Annotated in this window: 22 protein-coding genes; 2 read left to right on the forward strand and 20 right to left on the reverse strand. The window is 41.4% G+C overall.

Annotated elements, in window-relative coordinates:
* The first annotated feature begins 373 nt into the window (after positions 1 to 373).
* Positions 374 to 1,186, forward strand: coding sequence for a hypothetical protein (locus tag GVO62_RS10575; RefSeq protein ID WP_159119189.1), 813 nt, complete (start codon positions 374 to 376; stop codon positions 1,184 to 1,186).
* A gap of 149 nt (positions 1,187 to 1,335) precedes the next feature.
* Here the strand turns inward: GVO62_RS10575 and GVO62_RS10580 are convergent, their stop codons facing one another.
* The 3 genes from GVO62_RS10580 to GVO62_RS10590 are packed head-to-tail and all read right to left on the reverse strand — an operon-like array spanning position 1,336 to position 5,540.
* A complete protein-coding gene (locus GVO62_RS10580) occupies positions 1,336 to 2,766 on the reverse strand; it encodes a TolC family protein (protein WP_236547127.1) in 1,431 nt (476 codons plus the stop codon).
* Positions 2,760 to 3,812, reverse strand: coding sequence for an HlyD family secretion protein (locus GVO62_RS10585; RefSeq protein ID WP_159119191.1), 1,053 nt, complete (start codon positions 3,810 to 3,812; stop codon positions 2,760 to 2,762). Before GVO62_RS10585 ends, GVO62_RS10580 begins: the two co-directional genes overlap by 7 nt.
* Positions 3,813 to 5,540 carry an ABC transporter transmembrane domain-containing protein gene (locus GVO62_RS10590; protein ID WP_159119193.1) on the reverse strand — a complete coding sequence of 576 codons (1,728 nt, stop codon included), beginning with the start codon at positions 5,538 to 5,540 and terminating at the stop codon, positions 3,813 to 3,815.
* A 214-nt stretch (positions 5,541 to 5,754) separates the two neighbouring features.
* Here GVO62_RS10590 and GVO62_RS10595 point away from each other — a divergent pair, with 214 nt between their 5' ends.
* Positions 5,755 to 6,648 carry a LysR family transcriptional regulator gene (locus GVO62_RS10595; RefSeq protein WP_159119195.1) on the forward strand — a complete coding sequence of 298 codons (894 nt, stop codon included), beginning with the start codon at positions 5,755 to 5,757 and terminating at the stop codon, positions 6,646 to 6,648.
* Between the two features lies 1 nt (position 6,649).
* On the opposite strand, the gene GVO62_RS10600 is transcribed toward GVO62_RS10595, so the two are convergent.
* The 17 genes from GVO62_RS10600 to fcl form a co-directional block, all read right to left on the reverse strand.
* Positions 6,650 to 6,829, reverse strand: a complete 180-nt coding sequence (locus tag GVO62_RS10600; RefSeq protein WP_159119197.1) for a hypothetical protein — start codon at positions 6,827 to 6,829, stop codon at positions 6,650 to 6,652.
* A gap of 171 nt (positions 6,830 to 7,000) precedes the next feature.
* Positions 7,001 to 7,675, reverse strand: a complete 675-nt coding sequence (locus tag GVO62_RS10605) for a YkgJ family cysteine cluster protein (protein WP_159119199.1) — start codon at positions 7,673 to 7,675, stop codon at positions 7,001 to 7,003.
* Positions 7,676 to 7,984: 309 nt separating this feature from the next.
* Entirely contained in the window at positions 7,985 to 9,172 is a 1,188-nt protein-coding gene (locus GVO62_RS10610; protein ID WP_159119201.1) for a nucleotide sugar dehydrogenase, read from the reverse strand.
* 163 nt (positions 9,173 to 9,335) lie between these two features.
* Positions 9,336 to 11,012: a glycosyltransferase family 2 protein gene (locus tag GVO62_RS10615; RefSeq protein WP_159119203.1), complete on the reverse strand. Its 1,677-nt coding sequence runs from the start codon at positions 11,010 to 11,012 to the stop codon at positions 9,336 to 9,338.
* An 87-nt stretch (positions 11,013 to 11,099) separates the two neighbouring features.
* Positions 11,100 to 12,182, reverse strand: a complete 1,083-nt coding sequence (gene rfbB, locus GVO62_RS10620) for a dTDP-glucose 4,6-dehydratase (RefSeq protein ID WP_159119205.1) — start codon at positions 12,180 to 12,182, stop codon at positions 11,100 to 11,102.
* Positions 12,183 to 12,217: 35 nt separating this feature from the next.
* Complete coding sequence (rfbD, locus tag GVO62_RS10625) at positions 12,218 to 13,087, reverse strand: dTDP-4-dehydrorhamnose reductase (RefSeq protein ID WP_159119207.1); 870 nt, start codon at positions 13,085 to 13,087, stop codon at positions 12,218 to 12,220.
* A gap of 34 nt (positions 13,088 to 13,121) precedes the next feature.
* A complete protein-coding gene (rfbC, locus tag GVO62_RS10630; protein ID WP_159119209.1) occupies positions 13,122 to 13,667 on the reverse strand; it encodes a dTDP-4-dehydrorhamnose 3,5-epimerase in 546 nt (181 codons plus the stop codon).
* A gap of 68 nt (positions 13,668 to 13,735) precedes the next feature.
* Entirely contained in the window at positions 13,736 to 14,620 is an 885-nt protein-coding gene (gene rfbA / locus GVO62_RS10635) for a glucose-1-phosphate thymidylyltransferase RfbA (RefSeq protein ID WP_159119211.1), read from the reverse strand.
* 54 nt (positions 14,621 to 14,674) lie between these two features.
* Positions 14,675 to 15,721, reverse strand: a complete 1,047-nt coding sequence (locus GVO62_RS10640) for a glycosyltransferase 61 family protein (protein WP_159119213.1) — start codon at positions 15,719 to 15,721, stop codon at positions 14,675 to 14,677.
* Positions 15,722 to 15,764: 43 nt separating this feature from the next.
* The gene (locus tag GVO62_RS10645) at positions 15,765 to 16,547 is read right to left on the reverse strand and encodes a heparin lyase I family protein (protein ID WP_159119215.1); all 783 of its coding nucleotides are present in this window, start codon (positions 16,545 to 16,547) and stop codon (positions 15,765 to 15,767) included.
* Between the two features lie 14 nt (positions 16,548 to 16,561).
* Positions 16,562 to 17,425 carry a hypothetical protein gene (locus GVO62_RS10650; RefSeq protein WP_159119217.1) on the reverse strand — a complete coding sequence of 288 codons (864 nt, stop codon included), beginning with the start codon at positions 17,423 to 17,425 and terminating at the stop codon, positions 16,562 to 16,564.
* Positions 17,418 to 19,520 carry a glycosyltransferase family 2 protein gene (locus tag GVO62_RS10655; protein ID WP_159119219.1) on the reverse strand — a complete coding sequence of 701 codons (2,103 nt, stop codon included), beginning with the start codon at positions 19,518 to 19,520 and terminating at the stop codon, positions 17,418 to 17,420. Before GVO62_RS10655 ends, GVO62_RS10650 begins: the two co-directional genes overlap by 8 nt.
* Positions 19,520 to 20,128 carry a hypothetical protein gene (locus GVO62_RS10660; RefSeq protein WP_159119221.1) on the reverse strand — a complete coding sequence of 203 codons (609 nt, stop codon included), beginning with the start codon at positions 20,126 to 20,128 and terminating at the stop codon, positions 19,520 to 19,522. The genes GVO62_RS10655 and GVO62_RS10660 overlap by 1 nt, the downstream gene beginning before the upstream one ends.
* A 127-nt stretch (positions 20,129 to 20,255) precedes the next feature.
* Positions 20,256 to 21,272 carry a glycosyltransferase family 10 domain-containing protein gene (locus tag GVO62_RS10665; protein WP_159119223.1) on the reverse strand — a complete coding sequence of 339 codons (1,017 nt, stop codon included), beginning with the start codon at positions 21,270 to 21,272 and terminating at the stop codon, positions 20,256 to 20,258.
* Positions 21,273 to 21,278: 6 nt separating this feature from the next.
* Positions 21,279 to 22,175, reverse strand: a complete 897-nt coding sequence (locus GVO62_RS10670) for a hypothetical protein (protein WP_159119225.1) — start codon at positions 22,173 to 22,175, stop codon at positions 21,279 to 21,281.
* Positions 22,176 to 22,198: 23 nt separating this feature from the next.
* On the reverse strand, positions 22,199 to 22,645 hold the full coding sequence (locus GVO62_RS10675; protein ID WP_159119227.1) for a GDP-mannose mannosyl hydrolase: 447 nt from the start codon (positions 22,643 to 22,645) through the stop codon (positions 22,199 to 22,201).
* 15 nt (positions 22,646 to 22,660) lie between these two features.
* Positions 22,661 to 23,620 (reverse strand): GDP-L-fucose synthase, encoded by a 960-nt coding sequence (fcl, locus tag GVO62_RS10680; RefSeq protein WP_159119229.1) that lies wholly within the window; start codon positions 23,618 to 23,620, stop codon positions 22,661 to 22,663.
* Positions 23,621 to 23,663: the final 43 nt, after the last annotated feature.

Here is a 23,663-nt window from a genome sequence, read left to right on the forward strand (position 1 = left end):
GTTTTGCTTTTCCCCCGAAGCGGATGCGCATTTTAGGGAAATGAGCGCTCACGTCAACACTTATTTTAAAAAAGATGAAAAAACTGAACTAACCGGCTATTTTTCATTCAAATGTGATAAATAGTAGACAATATGGACTAATTACTAATAGGATGGTGGTTCAGATCCTATAAAGTAGTCGTCCTTAAAGTAGTATTTGATCCTGCCGTTAATATATTAGCGCTTGATGTTCGAGATAAATAATTAAGCTTGCGTAAGGGAATACGTATAAGAATGTATATAAGCGTAAATGACCTATGCTTTGCGTTCTTTATAAATGTATTAATACTGGTAGTGTCAGAAATTGACTACGCAATAATTATAAAGGTGGGTTATGTTACGAACTCTTACATTGCTATCAGCAGCACTACTAGCTTCTCAAGTTAGTTATGTGGCAATGGCGCAAGACGCTTCATCTAATGAAGCTATTCAGCCATCCACTTCAGCGAGCGTAGAAAAATCCGTTGAAGAGTCGAATCGCTTTCAAACAGCCTTTCTAAAACGTCAAGTCGATCAAACCATGTCGGTCGGACGTGCTATTAGTTCCATCGCTGGTCACTATCCCCAAGAAATTGTGTCTATCGTCGACATTGCACTAGACACTTACCCTGACAAATATAGGGAAATCATTTTCGCAGCTATATCAGCTCAGCCTTCTTCTACCGAAGAAATTGTTCAGCTTGCCATAGAAAAGGAAGTAAGCAGTTGCCCTAACATCGTTCAGTTAGCCATTAAGGCTGAACCTACCTATGTAGATTTTGTTGTTCACGCTGCGGCGGTATCAACGCCTGAAGAGTTAGATGAAATAGTTCGCGTAGCCGTGTTAACTCAACCTGATGCTGCAGACAGTATTGTTCAAACGCTATCTCAAGAACACCCTAATCGCATCGTTGAAATAATGACAAGTGCACTTAATGCTGTGCCTTTTGTTGGCGAATATGTGGTTGATGCTCTATTAGCTGTCTTTCCTAATGAAGCGCAAACGGTTGTGGAAACAGCGGTAAGAGAGTCATCTGAACAGCGCGAGCAAGTTATTCGTATTTTAAGTACGGCACAACACGCGGGGGTAACCCACGACAAGTTGAAAGAATATGCTATGTCTGCTGGTTTATCTGAAGAAGACTTTGATAGTGCGGTAGCTAACTAACCTTTATCAGCTAATAGAAGCCAATATAATAAACGGCGTATTGAGAAATCAATACGCCGTTTTTCTTTGCTCTGCTTCGTGTTTAAACTTAGCTAAGTTATGCAGTTTAAACAGCAATGCACCGGTTTATAACTGCTATGACTTACCAGCTAATTGGTGAAAGAATAAAGTAACGCCGCTTCTTTATATAGCATGAGTTCTGCTTTTAATAAGTCTACCTTAGCTTTGATCTCTTTTATCTTCGCTTTAATTTCGTTTTGCGCCCGCGCATTTAAAACAAACATATCACTGTCGCCAGCATCAAACCTTGTTTTTTCTACCACCGATAAGGTTTTTGCTAATGCGGCGTTTTCACTTTGAAGAGCCACGATATCTTTCGCTTGGCTCCAGTAAATCAATGCTTGCTCAAAACGTTGTACTATTGATTGTTCGGTAGATGTGAGTTTATGAGAAAGCTCTCGTTGCTTAGACTGTAGCTGAGCCCGTTCGGCTTTCGCCTTTCTGTTGCCAAGTGGGTAAGAAAACGACAAACCAACTTTTGTTTCTGTACCTTCTAATGATTCAGAGCCTGCGCCAACGTCTCTAGCAATCGATGCGGTGAGATCAAGCTTAGGGAGTAGTGCATTATCTGCTAGCGCTACCTTATTTTGTACTACCTGCTGCTCTAGCTTCATTACGTCTAATTCTGGGTGACTACGCAAAGCATTACGAAGGGTAACCAGTTGGCCGTTCCCTATCCAGTAGGGCCAATCTATATCAGCTGGCAGTTTATCGCTATCAAGCGCAATCATGTCGCCGTTTGATGAGCGCCAATAAAACGATAGCATCTGCGCATGCATGTCTCTTTTTTGTTTAAGTTCAGCTAGCGTTAAACGCTGCTGTAAAAGGTTTGCTTTAAACTCTGTTAGTACAATATTGGCCAAGTCACCTTTTTCTACACGTGTGACCAATGCCTTTTCCCGCTCTGACGCGGTAGCTAACAGCTCAGAAACCGCCTGTATCTGTAATGCGCTCTCGTACCATGCTATGTACTCACTTACGCCTTTATATACAAAGTCATTGATGAGGCTAGTGGCCAGTGCTTGCCATTGTGATGAAGCTAAACCAGCATTTCTAAGCTCAGTTCTGCGCTTATCTATCTCACGGTTTTGTAACAAAGACATTGCAATACCAACACTTGCTTCGCCGCCAGATAGCGTGTCGTAATCACCTTCATAAGCAGGAAAGTCTCCAGCTGCAATGCGATACTCACCAAACACAGAGGCGTTGTAATCCTCTATAGGGTTAGTAAACCGCTGGGTTAAGTTTGTGCCGTCGTAATAACCTGAAACACGACTTTTCGTTTTTTGTTCAATAAAAGGGTCGAAGCTGCTTCTTGCTATTTCAAGTTCTGCGGCGGCTTGATAATTACCTTCATTAATCGCTAAAACATAAGGATGGTAATTCACCATGCTATCGATAAACACTTCAATGGATGGCGCTTGCTTTCCTTCCGCCGACTGCGCATTTGCAGCAAAGCAACATAATGAAGACAGCAATGCAAAAGCCGCAGCGATAACTGTAGTCTCTCGCACTACCATATCGACGCTCCAGCGTTTTTCGAACCGCCTGATGTAGAATCTTGCGTAGGCAACGGAGGGAAATTATTGAGCTGACGCCACATCTCATAGCCCAAGCGTACTTCTTCTAACAGTACCCATGCCTTAACCCGACTACCCAAACGGGCCGAGCTTTCCGTTGGCCATGGAATATCTGATTCGTCTGGCTTTATCCACACATTAAAATCTCCGGTAGGGTTCGCGACTGGCTCTACATACACCACTTCGCCGCCGAACGTACCAATTGCACTGCCAGGCCACCCGCTAAATTGAAAAACGGGCCAGCCTTCAAATTGCAAGCGCGCCTTTGCTCCAGGTTTAACGAGTGGCGCGTCTAACCCTCTTACCGTTACGCGAACACTACGCTTTGCATCTTCTGGTATAAATTGCCCAAGAATATCGCCAGACTTTACAAAGGTAGAAACGCCACCCGACAATAAACGCACCACAGTACCGTCCACCGGCGCAAATTTAGTTTGCGTAGATTGACGTGACAAGATCATACTTACTTCATTGATTTCAGAAACAGACGCAGCCACCTTAGCCCGCAGTTCTTGTACTTTTATCTCAGCTTTCTCTACTTCTTTTCGCGATACCAGCCCCTGCTCTTCCAAAGACTTCTGACGCGCCAAGTTATTCTCAGCGTTTCTAACTGCGGTTTCGTTAGCTAGATTCTTCGAGTTAGCGGCGGTAAGCTGTGATTGCAGTTTTTCAAGACGCTGCGCATCAATATCAATAAGCGTGACGATAGGCTCGCCGGCTTTTACTTGCTGCCCTTCCCTGACATGCCATTGCTTTACCTGCCCATCCACAAGCGCGTTAATTGGTTGGGTTCTGTCTTTCGGATCAAGGGAGTCCACCATCCCTGTACCATAGGCAGTCTGGATCCAAGGCGTAAAGTACAAAATCATTCCAGCAGCAATAACCAAGAAGATAATAATGCCCGTAATTATTCTGTGTAGCTTTGGCACTTTCAAAGAAGGCAATGAGGTAATGTTGTCTAAAAAGCGACGTTCTGCGTTATTCACTTACTCACCCTCCTTATTGTTATTCGAGTTATTGCTCGTGTCACTTTGTACATTTGCGCGCGTTGGCGCTGTCTCTTCAATATACTCGTTAAGCACTTCGGTCGCATTGTCGTGTAAATGAAGCACACCATCTAAACAATCAGGTATCGGTATGTTAGTAAAATACATCACGGTAAAGTCGTATTTATCTAAGCGTCTGAGTAGTCGTTCTCGCATCTCGATGGGAATAGCATCAAAATGCTGATTGAGTATAAGCAGTTTTGGTTTGGCAATAATGGCTGCTGCAAGTTTAAGTAGTAAAAACTCTAGAGGCTGCAACGGAGCACCCAATACAGACACTTTGGTTTGAAGCCCGTCTGGCAGACTATCGATAACCTTTATCATCTCTACCTCTGTAAGCGCGGCTCGAATATCAGCAATACTTGCTTGTGGGTTAGCCAGCTTTAGATAACGCTCTATAGAAACCTCAATGATTAACGAACGGTCTAATATCGTCACCGCTTGTCTAAGCTCATGGGTGTCGTAGTCGTTTAGGCTTAATTCACCAAGTAATATATCGCCAGCCTTAACGCGGTCGTACTGTTTGAGCAAACCAAGAAGCTGTTTTTGCACCCAGCTCTTATCGGTAGTGACGAAATACTTTGTGCTTGGCTCAAAAACAACGTTAAGAAGACAATGATCGTTACCGTGTTTTAAATCAACATCGTTAAATACAAGCCTTGAAGAGGCGGGGATATGGTCTGAAGTATTCAGCTCTTCTTGTGGCATAGCCAAAGCCCCGCCCAACTTTTCAGCTGCGCCATATAGCTCGTAATAAAGCTTCAAGTATTGAGTGAAACGAGATAGCCCAAAAAATACGGCAGACATTACCAGCTCTGCAGCAACGAGCTGACCGATTGAAAGTTCTCCCTGCACGACGAGGACACCACCAATACCCAACAAAGCGGCGCTCGCCACGGCGTACATTAGCAAGAACATCACTACCTGTGAGAAGGTATAATGGAAATGATTTTTATGCTTTTGCACATAGTTACTGATATAGCTTTCTGTGCTTCGGCCCGCATATTCAACGTGATCAGCCGATTTGAAAAACTCGTGGGCAATGGCAATGTCGTGTAGCCATTTAGCAGAATCATATTTAGCGTGAGAAAGTTCGATGGCCGTGCGTTTAGCGCCGCGGCCCCACAGTTTCCATACGGCATACATGGTGAGTAGCAGCACCACGTTAAATGCAAACAATGCGGGATGATAAAACGACACCAGGGTAAAACCCACCAGCATCTGAAGTACCAACGCAAAACCATCTATCATCAAAGACGGCATGTTCTTTTGAAACGTCATGATGTCAAAATACCGCTGTGTGATACTCACGTTTTGACGCCCTTCAAAAAAGCTGTGCGGTGCTAGTATGGTTTTAAGGCCTAGGTCGGCCGTTAGCCGTGCATAAACCTTTCGCTCGTAAAACTCCATAACCCGCATGCGAAGCGCACTAAACACACCAGATATAAATAAAGTAAGAAATAGTACAACGGCCAAAATAACTACCGCACGGGTAGAGCCTATATTCGCGATACTGTTAATTAAGGTTTGAACCGCAATAGGCACCGCGAGCGTCATTAAACTGATTGCAACGCCATAGGCAATAGCAACCCAAAAAAAGCCAGCCTCGGGCCTGAGTAGAGAAAATAGAGTCTTTCGCGTTTTACGTAAATCTATTGGTTTTGCCATAGTTATGTCTTCAAAATACCGCTAGCTTAAAAACTTGAGAAACGCGCTGCTTGTACAATTTCAAAGCAACGATATGTAGTGTATTGCATTAGTAACTTAGAATAAATCTGTTATATTCTTCATACTTCATCGAAAATAGTTGCGTTTGCAAATAATGGGGTCAGAGTACATTTCTGCCTTCAAATACTTCAATAATCGAGTACCTGATTAAAGTATGCATCATCTAAACTATCATCATCTATATTATTTTTATCTTGTTGCACGCGAAGGCAGTATCGCAAAAGCAGCAAAATTACTTCACGTTACTCCTCAAACAGTGAGCGGGCAACTGAGTACTTTTGAAAGTCAGCTTGGTTACTCCTTATTCGATAGAATAAACAAACGACTATACCTAAACGCGAAAGGCAAAGTGACGTACCAGTATGCCAGTGAAATATTTCACAAGGGTAATCAACTGGCTGAAATACTTAACAATAGCGATGAAGTGAATACGAAAGAATTTGTAATAGGTATTACAAATGGTATTCCAAAAGTGCTTTTTTACGATTTTGTGCACGATACCATGCGTAAATTTGCCAATGTGAGGTTTGTGATAAGAGAAGATAGCTTCGATGGACTGTTAAAAGAACTGGCCATTAACGCTGTCGATTTCATTGTGGCTGACAGAGGAATTGCTCCGGGCACCCAAGTAAACGCAAACAGCTACTTCCTTGGTGAAAGTTCGCTAAGCTTTTTTGCCAAGCAACCACTTTCAGCCAACCAACGCTTTCCTGACTGCCTAAACCACATGCCACTTTTAATGCAGGGTAACACCTCGGGTATTAGACACGCCCTATCCAGCTGGCTAGCAACAGAGCAACTGTACCCCAAAATTGTTGCAGAGTTCGACGATAGTGCCCTTTTAAAACTATTTGGTAGCGAGAACTTTGGTGTATTTTGCGCCCCTTCGGCGATAGCCGAGCATGTAGAAAAACAATACGATGTGCATTGTATTGGCAAATCAGAGGCTTTGAGTGAACGATATTACGCAATTACAGGCAAAAGCCGCGCAGAGTACACGCTTAGTGAGCATATCATTGGCTCAGCAAAAGAGATTTTCAGTAACTAGCTTAGCCTTTACATTTTTCCACGCAAAGCTCTACTTGTGATTCACCGAAGCGCTCGTCAAGCAAGCGATGCGCTTCCTTCTTAACCTTCGACCAGTCGAAACGTCCGCGACCAATGTATGCATTTTCAGCGAGCGTCTCGACCACCTCGAAACACTCACGATCAACGACTTTCTTATCCATTTCGAAGACATCCTATTCCCCAGTATTTTATGGATGATATGACATTCGCTGTTTATCTACCTTTAAACTTGGGTATCTCGCTATCGCATTTTGTATTGCAGGGGATAACATTGAGGTATACAGAACACGCTTTAACAACAGACGCGGAATAACCACACTGCCCTGCGTTTATTAAGCCGCAACGCCATCATCTATATCTTGTGAATAGAAGCTAAGCGTTAGTATCTTTTCTAACATGAAGCGAAGCGCATCGTTTATCGGCATAAGCTTATCGCCTAACTCGTAGTCAAGTTGAGCGAGCTTCTGTCTACCTTCTGCGATCATAGGCGGCTTAATGGCTGTAGATTGTCCTGCATTATTTGCAGCGATATCGCCTATTAACGGTTGTTCGATTGCGTCTGAGCGCTGTGGCTGTATGGCAATTAGCGAAGCCGCATACTTTTCAGGTACTGCCTGCTTAATGGTTTTACATACCGAAAGCGTTGCCTCGCCGGACTTCGTTTTATAGCCAGCCGCGCCGAACATACGACAAATACCAGGGCGATACTCGTAAATACCGCAATAACCTTCTGAACCATCTAAACTTAAGCGCTGATATTGCTTACAAGCAAAGCCGCTGTAGCTTTCAAGTTCATCGAACACTTGTTCGGCCTGCCCCGTATCAAACAGGTGCAACGCAAAAGGCAACATTTCTAGTGGCGACACTTCAATGTCGGGCTTATTGCAACACGCACCACATTTTTCTACACAATTGAGAGACTGATTAGATTGGAACGCACTAAATTCTTGAGAAAGAGATTGGTAAACATCCATCACTTGGCTGGACAGCTCACGCAGCCTATTCATAATGACTCCGCTAAAAAGCAAACTAAAACAAAAACATGTTCATGCGGGTTTATATGATAGGTAGCATGAACGCATCACTCTGTTTACTGGTTTTGGTAACCAATTACACAGATTGCATTGGAGAGAGGAATGTACTCTGACCCCAATATTTTAAAGCATGCTTCTTCCCCGCCGGATATGAGTAAGCTTGAGGCTTGATGGCAGGGGTTGAATTGGCGAGAGTTTATTTTGATTTTGGGGGTTTGGGAAGCTTTTTTGTGAGGTTGGATTGCGAAAAGACTGATGCTTTTCGCAATCTCAATTCTTAAGTTAGTCGGCGTTGAACAAGTCGCGGCTGTAAACTTTATCGAGTACGTCTTCGATATCACCGGTTACACGGTTTGCTACGATAACGTCAGAGATTTTCTTAAACTCTTCTAGGTCGTTTACGACGCGCGAGTTAAAGAAGTCATCTTCTTTAAGTACTGGCTCGTATACCACAACCTCAATGCCTTTCGCCTTTATACGCTTCATGATGCCTTGAATCGCACTGGCGCGGAAATTGTCTGAACCGGTCTTCATGATAAGACGGTATATACCAACAATCTTGGGGCCACGGCTTACAATTGAATCAGCAATAAAATCTTTACGGGTGCGGTTAGCATCTACAATGGCCTGAATCATGTTATTTGGCACTTCACTGTAGTTAGCCAGTAACTGCTTGGTGTCTTTAGGTAAGCAATAACCGCCGTAACCGAAGCTTGGGTTGTTATAGTGCTTACCAATGCGTGGGTCTAAACCTACACCTTCAATAATCTGTTTTGTATCTAAGCCGTTTCGTTCTGCATAGCTATCCAACTCATTAAAATAAGCCACACGCATAGCTAAGTACGTGTTGGCGAATAGCTTAATCGCTTCAGCTTCAGTACTGTCGGTAAACAATACGTCGATATCTTCTTTTATAGCGCCTTGCTGAAGTAACTTAGCGAATACTTCTGCACGCTCACTACGCTCGCCCACAATGATACGGCTAGGATAAAGGTTGTCGTAAAGTGCCTTACCTTCACGTAAGAACTCTGGGGAGAAGATTAGGTTTTCAGTACCAAAACGTGCTTTTGCGTCTTTAGTGAAGCCTACTGGCACGGTCGATTTAACAATCATCACAGCATTTGGGTTGATTTCCATTACCGTTTTGATAACTGCTTCTACACTACCTGTGTTGAAGTAGTTTGTTTGTGGGTCATAATCCGTGGGAGTAGCGATAATGACATAATCAGCATCTTTGTACGCTTCTTGAGCATCTAGCGTTGCTTCGAGATTAAGCTCTTTAGTCGTTAGATACTCTGAGATCTCCTTGTCTTCAATTGGAGACTTTTTATTGTTAAGCATCTCGACTTTTTCAGCCACTAAGTCGACCGCTTTCACTTCATTGTGTTGTGCAAGTAGCACTGCATTTGAAAGCCCTACATAGCCTGTGCCTGCTACAGCTATTTTAAGCTTCTGCATAGTACTATCCATTTAAATTCTCTCCAGTTTTGTACAAATAATTTACGAAAGCTTCATTACTATCATTGCATAGTAATTTTAAACAATGATGAATACTACGGCTAACTCGCCTAATTCTTTAAGTAGTGTATCAAAGCTCTGTTTGATGCACTATGCATCAATTATGCCTTATGCGTTAGCCTTTCAATTCTACCGCGCTTCTTATCGAAAAGTTCTCACGCTTTAGCGTTAAATTCGGATTGTAAGCTGGATCATTTGCTATGAAGTTACTCCACGTTGATTGAAGGTAAGCTAATTCGCGACTAAAACGCGCCGCTTTTTCAGGTGAGATATCTAAGCCTCTGCTGACCGATTCATGATGGAAAAGCTCTGCTTCTGCACAGTAAACATTATTAACGCCTAGGCCTTTAACCTTTAAACAAAAATCCACATCGTTAAAGGCAACGGAAAGAGCCTTTTCATTCAAACCATTTACCTCATTGAAATGCGTGCGTTTAACTAACAAGCAAGCTGCGGTGACGGCACTGTAGTTGTTTGTTGCAACAATTCTATTTAAGTAACCCTTATGAAATCGAGGAAAGTTCTTATGAGCATGGCCTGCGCCACCACCATAGCCTAAAACAACACCAGCATGCTGTATCCTTGTATCAGAATAAAGCAGCTTTGCACCAACACAGCCAACATCTTCGCGCTCTGCATGACCCACCATATAATTAAGCCAATCTGGCGATATAACCTCAATATCGTTATTAACTAGCCCAAGGATGGAGCCTTTTGCATGTTCAACACCGAAGTTGTTAATGGCAGAATAATTAAATGGTGCTGGATATTTAAGAACTCTTACTTTATCCAGAGTATCTAAGTACTTAAAGTACTCTATGCTTTCTTGTTCGTCTGAGCCGTTATCAATGAGTAATATTTCGTAATTTTGATATGTTGTTTTTTCTAAAATTGACTCGATGCATGCTTTCACCAAGGCTTTCCCATTTTTGGTGGGAATGATCAGGCTTACCAAGGGATTACTATTGGGCCAACAAAGTCGGTTCACGATAAACTTTTCATCTGAGTCGACTACAGCACTAGTGTGACTTTCTATCACTTTTTTTACACGTTTGAGCGTATTAAGCCCGTTCTCTTTTACAGATGAGAGATGCACCAACGGCAACGGCTTATGATTAATTAACAAGTCCTTTTTAGTTAAAGATAGCGCTGTAATTAGCTCGGCGATTGTTGTTTGATTAGAAATGTGTAGCGACTTTAGTAACGAAGTTTTAAGCATTACACCACTATTGATGTAGGCCGTAGAGTATTGAAGCTCAGGGTTCCAACTCGGAAGAAATCTTGGTGATGATTTAGCTCCATCATTATCAACTTCATCAGTATCACAATAAACTACGTCGCTTTCTTTCAACGCATCATATAGATGGCTAACAGCTGATTTCTTTAATGAATCACCACCGTTTAGCAATAACGTGGGAAACTGGTTATCAAGTTGAGCAATTTGCTTTTCTAATACATCTAGATCCGATTCACCTACTATTAAGCAAGCACCAACACCAAGAGACTTAAGTTGTTCTTCCGTTATGCCTTGGCTGTCGGTGCCAAATATTATCGCTTGCCACCCATCTACCTTAGCTGCTGACGTTGAAAAAGTAGACTTATTTACTTCAAGCCAGTGATTGTATAGCGCCTGCGTCTGCTTGGGCGTTGGGGCATCGAAAAATAGTCCAGACTTTCTCACCGACCGAACGTACAAACCGGTTAAACGTTCGTTTTGCTTAAGCTTGTCTTTTAAATTTTTAGGAATAAGTTGAAGGGCGGCACGTACTGACCGCATAGCAATTTTTTTCATGTAGACGATTTAGTGCCTTAAAAATAAAGAAAGCCGCTTTATGTGAAAGCGGCTTTCTAGTTTAACACTTGTAGATTTGTATGGGTATTAGCTTCCGGTACCTAAGCGCTCACCTTGGTAACTACCGTCAAGAACCGCTTTCCACCAGCCTTCATTCGCTAAATACCATTCAACGGTTTTACGAATACCACTTTCGAAGGTTTCTTGTGGCTTCCATCCTAGCTCACGCTCAATTTTGCTAGCGTCAATGGCATAGCGCATGTCGTGGCCGGGGCGATCTTGTACGTATGTGATCTGCTCGGCGTACTTGCTATCTTTCGACTTAACTTCATCCAAAATTGAGCAAATGGTTTGCACCACTTCAATATTCTGCTTTTCGTTATGGCCACCAATGTTATAGGTCTCACCAATCTCGCCGTTAATCGCTACAACGACCAACGCTCGCGCGTGATCTTCAACATACAACCAATCACGAATTTGGTTACCTTTGCCATATACAGGCAACGGCTTTCCAGCTAGTGCATTTAGAATAACTAATGGAATAAGCTTTTCTGGGAAGTGGTACGGGCCGTAATTATTTGAGCAGTTAGTTACAAGTGTCGGCAACTTATAGGTGCGAAGCCACGAACGCACTAGCTGATCTGAGCTTGCTTTACTTGCTGAGTATGGCGAGCTTGGTGCATACGGTGTAGTTTCTGTAAACAATGGAAGCTCAGTTCCTGGCTCTACTTCGTCCGGGTGAGGAAGATCGCCGTATACTTCGTCAGTAGAAATGTGGTGGAACTTAAACCCGGCTTTTTTATCGCCTTCAAGTTTAGACCAGTATGCTCTTGCTTGTTCAAGCAAGGTATATGTGCCAACTACATTAGTTTGAATAAACTCGCCTGGACCATCAATTGAACGGTCTACATGAGATTCAGCCGCAAGGTGCATAATGATATCTGGCTGGTGCGTGTTGAACACGCGCTTTACTTCATCAGCATCACAAATATCAACTTGCTCAAAACTGTAACGGTCGCTGTCTGAGACTGACGTTAAAGATTCTAGGTTACCCGCGTAAGTTAGCTTATCTAAATTAACCACAGTGTGGTCGGTATCGTTTATAAGGTGGCGAACCACGGCTGAGCCAATAAAACCCGCGCCACCTGTAACTAAAATTGTTTTACTCATTTTCTTTTACCAAAATATCATTCTGTTCTTACTGGTTAGGCTTTTAATTCATCAAGCATAGCGGACAATTGCTTACGCCAGTGCGTAGGCTTGCATGTTGCAAACGCTTCTCGAGCAGATTGTTTATCTAGCACGCTGTAATGAGGGCGCTTAGCTGGTGTTGGGTACTGGCTAGAAGGAATTGGCAATACTGGGATTGATTTGTCTAGCAGTCCTTTCTCAATGCCCAACTCTTGAATAGCTAATGCAAAATCGTACCAGCTTGCTACACCTTCATCGGTCCAGTGGTAAACACCGGCTGTTTTATTTTCAGCAGCTGACACACAAGCTTCAGCCAATCCTTTTGCCCACGTTGGCGTACCTATTTGGTCGTCTATTACGCCCAACTGAGGTTTTTCAGCCATTAAGCGCAGCATGGTCTTAACAAAGTTATTGCCGTGAGACGAATACACCCAAGCAGTTCTAATCAAACAACTTGCTTCGGGTAGTATCTCAATTAAGGCTTTTTCGCCATCAGCTTTTGTTTTTCCGTAAGCGCCCTGCGGCTCAATGGGGTCGTCTGTTAAATAAGGCGAACCTTTATGACCGTTAAACACATAGTCAGTCGACACATGCACCATAAACACGCTGTTAGCTTTGCAGAAGTTTGCTAAGTTCTTAACAGCAAGCGTGTTGATAGCTTTGCACGCTTCGGTATCTTCTTCTGCTTTATCTACCGCTGTATATGCCGAAGCGTTTATTAAAACATCCGCTTTTAAGGTTGATAGTTTCTCTTCAATATCAGAAGAGTTCGTAATATCAACATCATCGCGCCCTAAATACATAACGTTGTGCTCGCTATTTTCCAGCTCACGAGAAAGCTCAGACGCTAGCTGTCCAGACTTACCTATAATTACAATATTCATTAACTGCTAGTACTCGATAAAAATTCGGTAATTATTAAAACGTAGGTGCATCTACAAAGGCTAAACCAGCTTCATCCTTACCTGATAAAGAAGGCTTTTCGCCATTGACTAACGGCCAGTCGATATTCAACGCAGGGTCATCGTACTTAACCGAAATTTCAGATTCTGGGTGATAATAGTCTGTGCACTTATACACAAACTCTGCAGATTCGCTGGTTACGTAGAAACCGTGGGCAAAGCCTGCAGGAACCCACAACTGACGCTTGTTTTCAGCAGACAATGTAACCCCAACCCACTTTCCGTAAGTGGGTGAGTCTTTGCGCATATCTACAGCCACGTCGTACACTTCGCCGCTAACTACACGTACTAATTTGCCTTGGGTTTGTTCCATTTGATAATGAAGACCGCGAAGAATACCTTGGCTAGATTTTGAGTGGTTATCCTGAACAAAATCTACATCTGCACATTCTTTTTTGAACCAGTCAGTGCGAAAAGTTTCTAGAAAAAAACCGCGCTCATCACCAAATACCTTTGGTTCTATAATTTTGACGTCAGGGATGTTTGTTTTAATTACTTGCATTTACTTTCCGTACGAACTTGCATATAAATATGAAAAGGTGGCAGTGCCACCTTCTATAAACTGCGAAATTAAACTTTCACTTTGTCTTTGAGAACTTTTAAGAGGTAATCACCATAACCACTTTTCTTAAGTGGTGCCGCTAATTTTTCGAGTTGCTCAGCGTTGATATAGCCCATTCTGTAAGCCACTTCTTCAGGGCAACATACTTTTAAGCCCTGGCGTTTTTCTATAGCCGCAACGAAGTTTGCAGCATCGAGCAAAGAATCAAGCGTACCTGTATCCAACCATGCTGAACCGCGCCCCATTAGCTCTACTTTAAGCGAGCCATCTTGAAGGTATAAATTATTAAGGTCGGTAATTTCTAATTCACCACGATGTGAAGGCTTCACTTCTTTAGCAAAATCTACTACGCGGTTATCATAGTAGTAAAGACCGGTTACGGCATAGTTTGATTTAGGAACAGCTGGCTTTTCTTCAATGGAAAGTGCATTCCAGTTATCGTCAAACTCTACTACACCATAACGTTCTGGGTCGTTTACATGGTAACCAAACACAGTAGCACCGTGCTCTTGCTTATAGGCATTCTGTAAAGAGAGTTTTAAATCGTGGCCGTAATAAATATTGTCGCCAAGAACAAGTGAACAGCTATTATTTCCAATAAATTCTTCACCAATTAGGAAAGCCTGCGCCAAGCCATCTGGTGACGGTTGAACCGCGTATTGAATATTCATTCCTAACGCAGAGCCATCACCTATAAGGTCGACAAACCGCTGCTGCTCTTCAGGCGTGGTGATAATGAGTACATCACGAATGCCCGACATCATTAACGTTGTTAATGGATAAAAAATCATCGGCTTGTCGTAAACAGGCATAAGCTGCTTACTCACCACTTTAGTTAACGGGTGCAAACGTGTGCCAGATCCGCCAGCTAGTATTATTCCTTTTCTAGTCATTTTTCATTACCTGTTTGTAACCACTTAACTTTTATAAAGCAGCGATGCTGCATGTTAACAGAATAGCCTTGCTATCTCATAAATCTGAGAAAGCTCAAGTTTAAAACCTTTGGCAAAACCTGGCGGGGCATCTGCTGTTTCAGCTGCAAGAGGGATATAAGAATCGTAGAATTCAGCACCCACATCTATATTTAAAAAATTAGTATGCAAAAATTCATCAATTTCTGGAAACATTATTAGCAACTTAGCACCCTCTTTGCAAAACAGTTTAAGGTGGAAGAAAGAAGATGGAAAACCTAAAAGAACGTCATAACTTTGCATTATATCTATTTGGTCTTGTAGTGGAATGCTTTCAGGATAGATGATATCAAACCCTAAACTTTCGAAGATTTCATCAATTTCTTCACCTTGAGAAGTGAAGCCCGTCCCCGCTTGAAGCTTACTTTTGGAAATAAAGCCTCTTTTCGCGACCTTAGGTTTTTGACTAAGACATGGGTAGGATGACTTTATGGAATCTGTGACAAAATTAGCATCGCTGAACGTGGCCCCGTGGTAGTAAAGCTTGCTAACCAATAAGGGCTTGTCTATGAAAACAATTTTTTCATGCGCTAAGCCGAGTATCGCCAAAAACTCTCCTACGTAGCTGTTTAGCACTTTTTCTCGGTCAAGCGAATCTAAAGGATAGTGAAATAAAATAGGCGAATTGCTAGCTCTAACTTCGTTCAATATTGGATATAGTCTTGATAGCGAATCCAAGAGAAAGTGACCAAAATGGTCGTAAATCGTCCCACCGTAAAATGCTTCATCATAACGTTCGAATTGCGCTGTAGATAAAGTGGAGTACGTTTCTTCGTTCGGCCACCAAATTCTTCGCTCAGAACGAATATCAGAAAGTGCCTCTAAGTGATTACCATCTTTGTCGAACACACCTTGAGATCTTCTCGTCCACCACGTTCTCATACCTCGTTTGTAATGGTTGGGGATTAATTTAGCTTCGCATATAGAGCGATTGCCAATACAACTATCTGTTACATTTAAAGAACCAAATACAAAAGGTGATTTGAAACTATTAATTTCTAGTGCGTTATAAATTGAAAGCATCCATTACCCTATCATGCACTTCAAACTTACTTTATACATAAGCTTATTTAGATGGAGGAACTTTAAGATGGATATTATCAAAAAATACCTCAAAGCTCTTCTTATCCTCGTATTCTTTATATATTCCGAACTTCAATCGAAAATGCTCAGGAGCTTTAGAGTTTCCTTTACAAGAGAACTTGCTACTAAAACCAAATGGCCCCGTGCGCTTACCAACTAACGTCCCTTGGCTCCAAACCTCAAAATATGAAGACTCATCTTCAGGAGACACGTTTAACCGAAGCTCTAATGTAGTCCACTCTCCCGGCCTAAGTTCCAAAGAATAAAAACTTGAGCCTACTTCGCTTTTATCGCCTCTAGTCATAAAGTTAATTTTGTGACTACTGCCTCTTACCACTCGAATTCCACCAAGTGGTGAAAAAGGCGAACACTGCCAAAACTGCATAAGATAATAAAAGCCATTGGTTACATCAGCACTTGAAGGAATCATTAAGTCGAACGTGATAGCTACAGGTTTCTTAAACTCTAAATTCATAGATGTTAGAGCTAGTTCTGTTCTTGATACTTTTGAACCTAAACTCGCTCCCTCAGCCAAAAATTGGAGTGCGTTTCGGTTACCTATTTGGGTTATACTCGCACTCTGCCCATTTCCTTCACATTTCCCTCTCAACATTACTTTTGAAGTTAAGAGGTCGCCATGCCCGTCATTTATTTTTTCCGCACAAAGATGAGGGTTTCTAATACCATCGTCATTATTTATCGGTAAGCTTAACTCAGATGACTCACCAATCAACAGCATGGCATAGAAAGCAATGTCTAAAAACATAATCGCCGGCTTGTTTACAAAGCATGGTAAGAATTTATAAATTTCTTACCTAACCAAGTTGAACTATTTGAAACATTGAGATTAAAAACATCGAGCATGTTCAAGTCATAGCGCTCTATAAAGTAATTCACTAAACTTTGAACTGCTTTATCGTTCCCGCCGTGCTTATTAATTTTCCTGTATAGTGTATTTTCGTCTTCTTCACCAATGTCTTCAAAAGCCTCTTGCAAAGAAGACGCAAGTAGTACTGACTTTACTCCATTCACTGCGGTATGGAACTTTAACCACAAATCATCAGCATGATTACAAACTCTCAGTGCACTTTCGACATCAATAACATCGGGGTGAAAATATTCCGGTTTGTAAATAATACCGTCTTTTCCTGTACCCACAGTCTTGATATTCGGCTCAAGCACAGACTCATCTGAATGTGTCCATTTTTTATACCTATGAATACTCTGTGAGTCACAGCTTAGCACTCGCCCTCTGTACGCCACTACACACTCTTGCTGTTGCGCATTTTCTACCAGCGTCTGCAGCCAAGTTACAGGATACTTAGTATCATCATCCACAGTAACAAAATAGCTAAAATCGTCTTTATCGAAAAAGTAATCTTTTAGAATAGGAATGAACTTTCTATACGGCCCGATATTTTCTGTATAGTTAATCGAAAACAAATTAGGGTGATTATTAGCCAATTCTTGTAGTGAAGCAGGTACATTTGGTATACCTTTGTCAAGTAAGTACCCTTTCTCTGAAATAAAAAGTTTAACTTCAAATGAAATTTCACACTCTTGTGCAAGTAAAGATTTAATAACATGATGTATTTTGTCTACCCTAGAATGAATTGTTGTTAAACTTATTATTACTTTACTCATTCGGAATTACCTTTTCAGACGCCTTTTTTGATTGAAGTAAACTAATTCTTCTTCTGAAGAAAGTGAGTTGATCGCCGTTAAAATATTCATACATAGATGATACAGAGGTAAGCGATGACCTCATAAAATAGAGCGGCACATCGAGTCTGACGACTGCGTTTGTACCGGCAATTCTCTCGATTCTAGTTCTGAAGTCGATATCTCCCCTAGAGCGGTAGTTTCTAAAGCCCCCTATTAGATCTATCAATGTACGCTTAAATAGCAATGTCGCAGGGCCGTCTCCTAATACCAGTAAATTTCTAGGGTCATCTACTGATAAGTTACCATCATCTGTATATCGAACATGTTTAGTGAAACAAGCCAAGCCTTTCTTCTCTTCTAGCGCTTTTACTTGTGCAGAAACTCGCTGTGGATGGCTAACATCGTCGTCGTCTTGTATCGCTATATAGTCGCCTTTTGCCAAGCCGATTGCTGTATTTCTACTAATATATTGACCCACGTTATCGCTATTTCGGTAGTAAACAATGGGCCTTTCGGCTTTTTGCCTACAAAGTGCTTCAATACTTTCACTGATTGCTGGCGCCGAGCAATCGTCAATGACTATAATTTCTATATTGGGGTAACTTTGTTGTAACAACGATTCGATTGCTTTTTCGAGAAGGGCGACATTAGGGTTGAACGTAGTAATAACTATTGAAACAAGTCCCCCATTTGCCTTTTCATTCTCTATTTCCACATTGAGTACATGACTAAATACATCAAGTAAAGAGTATTCATTTATCTCAGGTAACAAAGGCAAGAAACCGCTAACTTTCAACACATCATTTATTATTTGGTTACTTACATTTTTTAGCCCTAATGAGGCGCATAACGTTAAGCTCTCTTCGCTGTTTATAACTGGCAATCCTCTTGCTATCATCCCTTTGCATAAAAACGATAGCTTTTCACTGTCATGCATAGTTTTAGGCAGCAAACTAAATAAATAAATAAGTTTACCTAAACTTAAATGCTCAACCTCCACGGTTGTCAATAACGTCGCAATTTCACTTTCGGCTACAGGCGTTATTAACGATCGACGGACATCACGATAGAGCTCATTGAACTCTCTATCTTTAAATGAAAAGACTTTTTTAAGTACATCTTCGAATGGGTAAATAGAAAGCCAGCTTCTATTTTCTTGTTCACAAAAATAATATGCTCTGAATAATAACTTTGCGTGAGGTGTGCGCTCAGTACTCAACTGCGATAAAAGAGACGCTAACACCGGCAACTCAGATACGTAATTCACTTTTATCGGCGAGCGTGAAAGGGTTTCGATTACGCGCTCATAACTTTTTATATGTGAAGATATACTCGTTAATTGGTGTTCTTCAAAAACACACTGTGCTTCTTGTGCATTCTTCGAGACACTCAATACAATCGCTATGAATGCATCTTCAATAGCAGTACTATTTGTAACTGTTATTCTTGAGCACTTATCCAACACTTTTGCTGAATCGTTTAACGCAGAGAGTAATTGTTGAAGGCACCTTACATTTGGCGCATTGGCTACAAACTGAGGGGCTACAATAAGCGACTCGAACTGCTCTAACACAGCATACGTAAAGCTATCCTCGCACTGGAGTAAAATTGCTAAATCCGTTGCTTCATTTAATGCTGCAAGCATCACTTGGGGTAGTTCAATGACCTCTCGAACCTTCTGCTCAATTGAAAAAGGAATATCAATATCGACGGAAAGTAAATCAGCCAAATTTCTTAAATGCTCTCGCGTAACATGCTCACTGCACTCATCAACTTCACGCAATATTTGATAGATGCTGGTAAAGTGACTTATTGTGGACTGTGCAACATACGAATAACGTGTAAGTTCACTCTCTTCTTTATCATTGCTCAACGTGCAACTTGACTGAGCAATTTTCCTCTCTTCTGAGGTTAAGGATGAAACCAAAATGGTTTTGCTGCCATGCTCAATGAGCTCAGAGTCAAAAGCTAAAACACCCGGATGCTTTTCAAATTCTTGCTCTGTTAATTCAGAGATACCCAACACACGCTTCGAAAACGTTGAAAAAGAAGAAAATCGATGGTGATTTCGCATTATTTTTTACTCTGTGCTTTAATTTTTCTTTTTTCATTTACTCCATTAGTTAGATAGTGAACTAATGGATTTATTGGCGAAGCGGCCACATCACTGTATTCAGCCAGATAGAAACGTGTCGAGAAATGTTCACTTGGATCTTTTAAACTCTTGTAGCCTTCTAATAAGTAGTGCTTTACAAGGAACTCTGTGGAGCCTTGCAACTGATATTGGGCCTTGTACCAGTTGGCATCAAAAAGCGAACTGCTTAATAACAGTTTTACGTCCTTTTCTATCGCAGTATTATCGTACAAAACGCTTTTGAACCACATGTGAACAATCTTACGCGTTAGCCTTGCAAGCTTTGATGGATAGCGATATTTGTACATCGCATCGCTGTGCATTGTTGCACTACTCACAAAAAGCTCCTCATCGAAAGTCGCTACATTTTTGTAAGCTATTTTAGACGTAGCTGGTTGTTTTAACCTGTTACGTCTAGATCTAGATGTATTTTTGATGAATAGCTCTGGGTAAACGGCTTTAATATTATCTTGTGATAAGACGATATTTTCAGGGGCTATTGAATTTGTACCAAATACCTTTTGGTACAAAGAATCGTTATTTTCCATATAAACACTTAAATGCGAAGGTGGTCGATACGTAATGGCGGAGAACAGTTAGCATCTCGCTAAGTCCTTGTGAGCATCATACTACAAAAAGAGTACATCGGCCAAAAACTGTAACTCAATTACAGTTTTATTCAACAAGTTTCACTACTTCGCGAACTACTCTTTGCCTTTCCATCTGCAGCGTTTCAGGAGCAGAAAATAACTTTCGAATTTTTTCAAGAGAATCGAAATAAGCATCCATGTTTACGTTACTAGGTGTCCAATCAGAAAGAATTTCAGTCGCAGCATTTGCTGACGTATTTGAAAGGTTAATCATACTTTCCTGGTTGATAAGCTCGAAGACTCGGTGTGAAGGGTTTGCGATATAAATAGGAACACTACCCAGCATAAATGCATCAAAAATTTTTTCGGTAATATAATCATCTAACAGGGTGTTTTCTATTGCAGAAAATATTGGAAATCTCCGCTTATATCTAAGCAGTTTGTCAAGATGCCAATCGGGTATGGCTTGCCTTGGGCCATCATCCCCCCACCCCATACCTTTAACCATAGCTTTATCATTTTTCAACTGCGTGGCAAGCGTTGTTCTATAACTAGAAAGCGCAATATCAGCGTACTGCTCTGTAAAGAAGACATCATTTGTTCGCTTTTGTTGAAGAAAACAGCTTTTCAATGAGATTGATTTCCAATGAGTAAGCAATTTATTTTTATCAAACTCATTTAGTAAATTGGTGATTTCAACTAAGTAACGCGCTGCGTAATGGCTTTCTGTAGTTATGAAATATGGAATCTTACTGAACTTATAAATGTTACTGTTGAAAAAGTTTGCTACGCCTACTTCTATAGATAACCCCATATGTTCGAACTGTATTTCCGTATCCAGAGGATAATTTTCTGAAATCAGATCCCACAACGGCTCTTCAGATATCACTAAGCACTTAACATTTTTATTTCTTGCAAGAAAGTTATGGTGAGCTTCTATCAATCCGTATAGATCTACGGAGTACCCGAGCACGATAATATCAGCACACTCAACTTCTTTTACAAACTGAAAGTGTTCTGAAAAAAGAGTTTGGTACTCTTTGTAAGCGAGCGGTGTTCGGTTGGCATGCCTTCCGAATAAACAAACCTTACGTTTTTTCATTGTACGCTACTCATTCGTAGAAGAAGTAAGAGAAAACACCAGCTCAACAAGATTTCTTACATAGGAAGAATCTGAGCGAGAATAGCAACATAGCCACTTGCAGGCATTCTCGAAACCGTGCAACGCGCTTTCTACGTTCGAGCTGATGTGTTCACCCAGGTAGAGCTTTTGCCAATCGCGTTGAAATAGCCGAACAAAGCTCTCATTTAAGTGAACTAATTGCTCGATTTTTTCAGTTGGGACGACTGGTAGGGAACCATGTTCAACGCAAAGAGTAATTACATCGACCTGTTGCTGCAAACCTGCTCTGCAAACGACTGCTAATGATTCAGAGAGAAGCGCTTTGATACTATGATCACTTTTAATGTTGTTAGCATCTATATGCAAAGTCTTTTCAGGCTTTTTCTCATGAAAGACCACTCTTCCCTCATCGGCCTCGATTCGTTCAATTTGATTTTGATTAAATAAAGTAGCTTCAATTGTTGAACCAGCTTTTCCCATGGGTCGCAAATACACAACCTTACTTTTTTCTAGTTTAATTGCATGTTGAAAACTCAATTCAGGTATAAAAATAAGCGCTATGTTTTTAGCTGAGAATTTTAGGGTTGTAGCTTTATCAACGAAAAAGGTGACATAAAGGTGGGTGACACCTAATTTAGCTATTTCAGAGGGAAAATTAACAATTGCGGGTGCACTACAGACTGAAACCAGAAATTTGGAATTGCCTATTCTGCGCTCGAAGCGAGTTTCAGCCGCGCCAGTCGAATGCGCGTAACACCAGAATTCCCACTGGATCGCTAAATAAGAAACTTTTGAGAATATGTGTTGGTAGGGTGCCAAAAGCATTTGAGTTTTGCGCTCGACACCGTAACAACAAGGATAGCGTGAATGGTTAACTACCATTGATATTTTTCAATTTTTAACGTTCACCGAAAATACGCTTTAGTATTTTCGTGAACGTTGTTTAACTGTAAAATTTTATCAGGGCTTAACCATTGATAACTGTTGTGCTGTTTGTCTGGCAAGGTTGCCAAATTAGCAACTTCAATCGTATACGCTATTGCCACGTAATGCGTTGAAATATGTTCACCAAACACACAATCTTCATACAAATGATCATACGGCCCCAAAAGTGAAGCGTCGGAAATAGGGTAACTACGGCCAAGTTCTTCTTTCGTAAGCCTTTCAAACGCCTGCGATAAAGTTTCATTTTTTAAAATGCGCCCGCCCGGTACAAACCAATAACCTTTAGCGGGTCTATTCACGCGCTGCCCTAGTAGCACTTCGCCATCTGAGTTGCTAACCACTAGATCGATAGATACAAGCGGTGCGCTACTCAATACTGTTGAAAAAGTTTCGCGGTCAAGAAACATAAAAGGCCTTAAACCTTACCCACGAAAATTATTTTGATTTTCGATAAACCAGTCAAAAGCATGCTTTAAACCACTTTCTAAATTATAAGTATGTTTCCAGCCAAGCGCGTGAAGTCGGCTAACATCCATTAATTTACGAGGTGCGCCATCAGGCTTTGATGTATCCCAAACGATAGCTCCCGTAAATCCAGTGACTTTGGCGACAGTTTCAACCAACTCTTTAATTGTACAATCAACACCCGTTCCCACATTAATGTGGCTTAACATAGGCTGTGTATTTGCCTCATATGTTTGAGAGTCTAACTCCATAACATGAATACTTGCTGCAGCCATGTCATCTACATGCAAAAATTCGCGCATTGGTTTACCACTTCCCCACGCAACCACTTCTTTGTCGCCACGCTGAGCAGCTTCGTGGAAACGACGAAGTAATGCAGGAATTACATGGGAATTTTCCGGATGAAAATTATCGTTCGGTCCATATAGGTTGGTAGGCATAACAGAGCGATAGTCTCGCCCGTATTGACGGTTATAGCTTTCACATAACTTAATGCCCGCAATTTTAGCTATAGCATAAGGTTCATTTGTTTCTTCAAGTGTTCCAGTAAGCAGCGCACTTTCGGTCATAGGCTGCTGAGCTAATTTGGGGTAAATACAACTTGACCCTAAAAACAAAAGCTTTTGAACATCTTGGGCATGCGCACAATTAATGATGTTCGCTTCTATCATTAAATTTTCGTAGATGAACTCAGCCGGATAGGTATTGTTCGCATGAATACCACCCACTTTTGCAGCTGCTAAGTAAACTTCATCGATTTTGTTTTCAGTAAAAAAAGCTGATACGTCTGACTGATTGACTAAATCTAGTTCTTTTCTTGTGCGTGTTATTAACTGAACATCAGACCGCTTTTCTAATTGCCTTACTAGTGCTGCGCCAACCATACCTCGATGGCCAGCAACAAATACTGTCTTCATTGGTAAACATCCTTGAAGGCCCTAATGAAAGGGCCTTTAATCG

This window comes from Alteromonas sp. KUL150, assembly GCF_009811475.1.
In the GTDB taxonomy this organism is placed as follows: domain Bacteria; phylum Pseudomonadota; class Gammaproteobacteria; order Enterobacterales; family Alteromonadaceae; genus Alteromonas; species Alteromonas gracilis.

What these genes read in the sequence shown, in the direction of transcription:
- GVO62_RS10575 (WP_159119189.1), top strand. Translation starts at nt 374, where the DNA reads ATGTTACGAACTCTTACATTGCTATCAGCAGCACTACTAGCTTCTCAA.
- GVO62_RS10580 (WP_236547127.1), bottom strand. Translation starts at nt 2,766, where the DNA reads ATGGTAGTGCGAGAGACTACAGTTATCGCTGCGGCTTTTGCATTGCTG.
- GVO62_RS10590 (WP_159119193.1), bottom strand. Translation starts at nt 5,540, where the DNA reads ATGGCAAAACCAATAGATTTACGTAAAACGCGAAAGACTCTATTTTCT.
- GVO62_RS10595 (WP_159119195.1), top strand. Translation starts at nt 5,755, where the DNA reads ATGCATCATCTAAACTATCATCATCTATATTATTTTTATCTTGTTGCA.
- GVO62_RS10600 (WP_159119197.1), bottom strand. Translation starts at nt 6,829, where the DNA reads ATGGATAAGAAAGTCGTTGATCGTGAGTGTTTCGAGGTGGTCGAGACG.
- GVO62_RS10605 (WP_159119199.1), bottom strand. Translation starts at nt 7,675, where the DNA reads ATGAATAGGCTGCGTGAGCTGTCCAGCCAAGTGATGGATGTTTACCAA.
- GVO62_RS10610 (WP_159119201.1), bottom strand. Translation starts at nt 9,172, where the DNA reads ATGGATAGTACTATGCAGAAGCTTAAAATAGCTGTAGCAGGCACAGGC.
- GVO62_RS10615 (WP_159119203.1), bottom strand. Translation starts at nt 11,012, where the DNA reads ATGAAAAAAATTGCTATGCGGTCAGTACGTGCCGCCCTTCAACTTATT.
- rfbB (WP_159119205.1), bottom strand. Translation starts at nt 12,182, where the DNA reads ATGAGTAAAACAATTTTAGTTACAGGTGGCGCGGGTTTTATTGGCTCA.
- rfbD (WP_159119207.1), bottom strand. Translation starts at nt 13,087, where the DNA reads ATGAATATTGTAATTATAGGTAAGTCTGGACAGCTAGCGTCTGAGCTT.
- rfbC (WP_159119209.1), bottom strand. Translation starts at nt 13,667, where the DNA reads ATGCAAGTAATTAAAACAAACATCCCTGACGTCAAAATTATAGAACCA.
- rfbA (WP_159119211.1), bottom strand. Translation starts at nt 14,620, where the DNA reads ATGACTAGAAAAGGAATAATACTAGCTGGCGGATCTGGCACACGTTTG.
- GVO62_RS10640 (WP_159119213.1), bottom strand. Translation starts at nt 15,721, where the DNA reads ATGCTTTCAATTTATAACGCACTAGAAATTAATAGTTTCAAATCACCT.
- GVO62_RS10645 (WP_159119215.1), bottom strand. Translation starts at nt 16,547, where the DNA reads ATGTTTTTAGACATTGCTTTCTATGCCATGCTGTTGATTGGTGAGTCA.
- GVO62_RS10650 (WP_159119217.1), bottom strand. Translation starts at nt 17,425, where the DNA reads ATGAGTAAAGTAATAATAAGTTTAACAACAATTCATTCTAGGGTAGAC.
- GVO62_RS10655 (WP_159119219.1), bottom strand. Translation starts at nt 19,520, where the DNA reads ATGCGAAATCACCATCGATTTTCTTCTTTTTCAACGTTTTCGAAGCGT.
- GVO62_RS10660 (WP_159119221.1), bottom strand. Translation starts at nt 20,128, where the DNA reads ATGGAAAATAACGATTCTTTGTACCAAAAGGTATTTGGTACAAATTCA.
- GVO62_RS10665 (WP_159119223.1), bottom strand. Translation starts at nt 21,272, where the DNA reads ATGAAAAAACGTAAGGTTTGTTTATTCGGAAGGCATGCCAACCGAACA.
- GVO62_RS10670 (WP_159119225.1), bottom strand. Translation starts at nt 22,175, where the DNA reads ATGGTAGTTAACCATTCACGCTATCCTTGTTGTTACGGTGTCGAGCGC.
- GVO62_RS10675 (WP_159119227.1), bottom strand. Translation starts at nt 22,645, where the DNA reads ATGTTTCTTGACCGCGAAACTTTTTCAACAGTATTGAGTAGCGCACCG.
- fcl (WP_159119229.1), bottom strand. Translation starts at nt 23,620, where the DNA reads ATGAAGACAGTATTTGTTGCTGGCCATCGAGGTATGGTTGGCGCAGCA.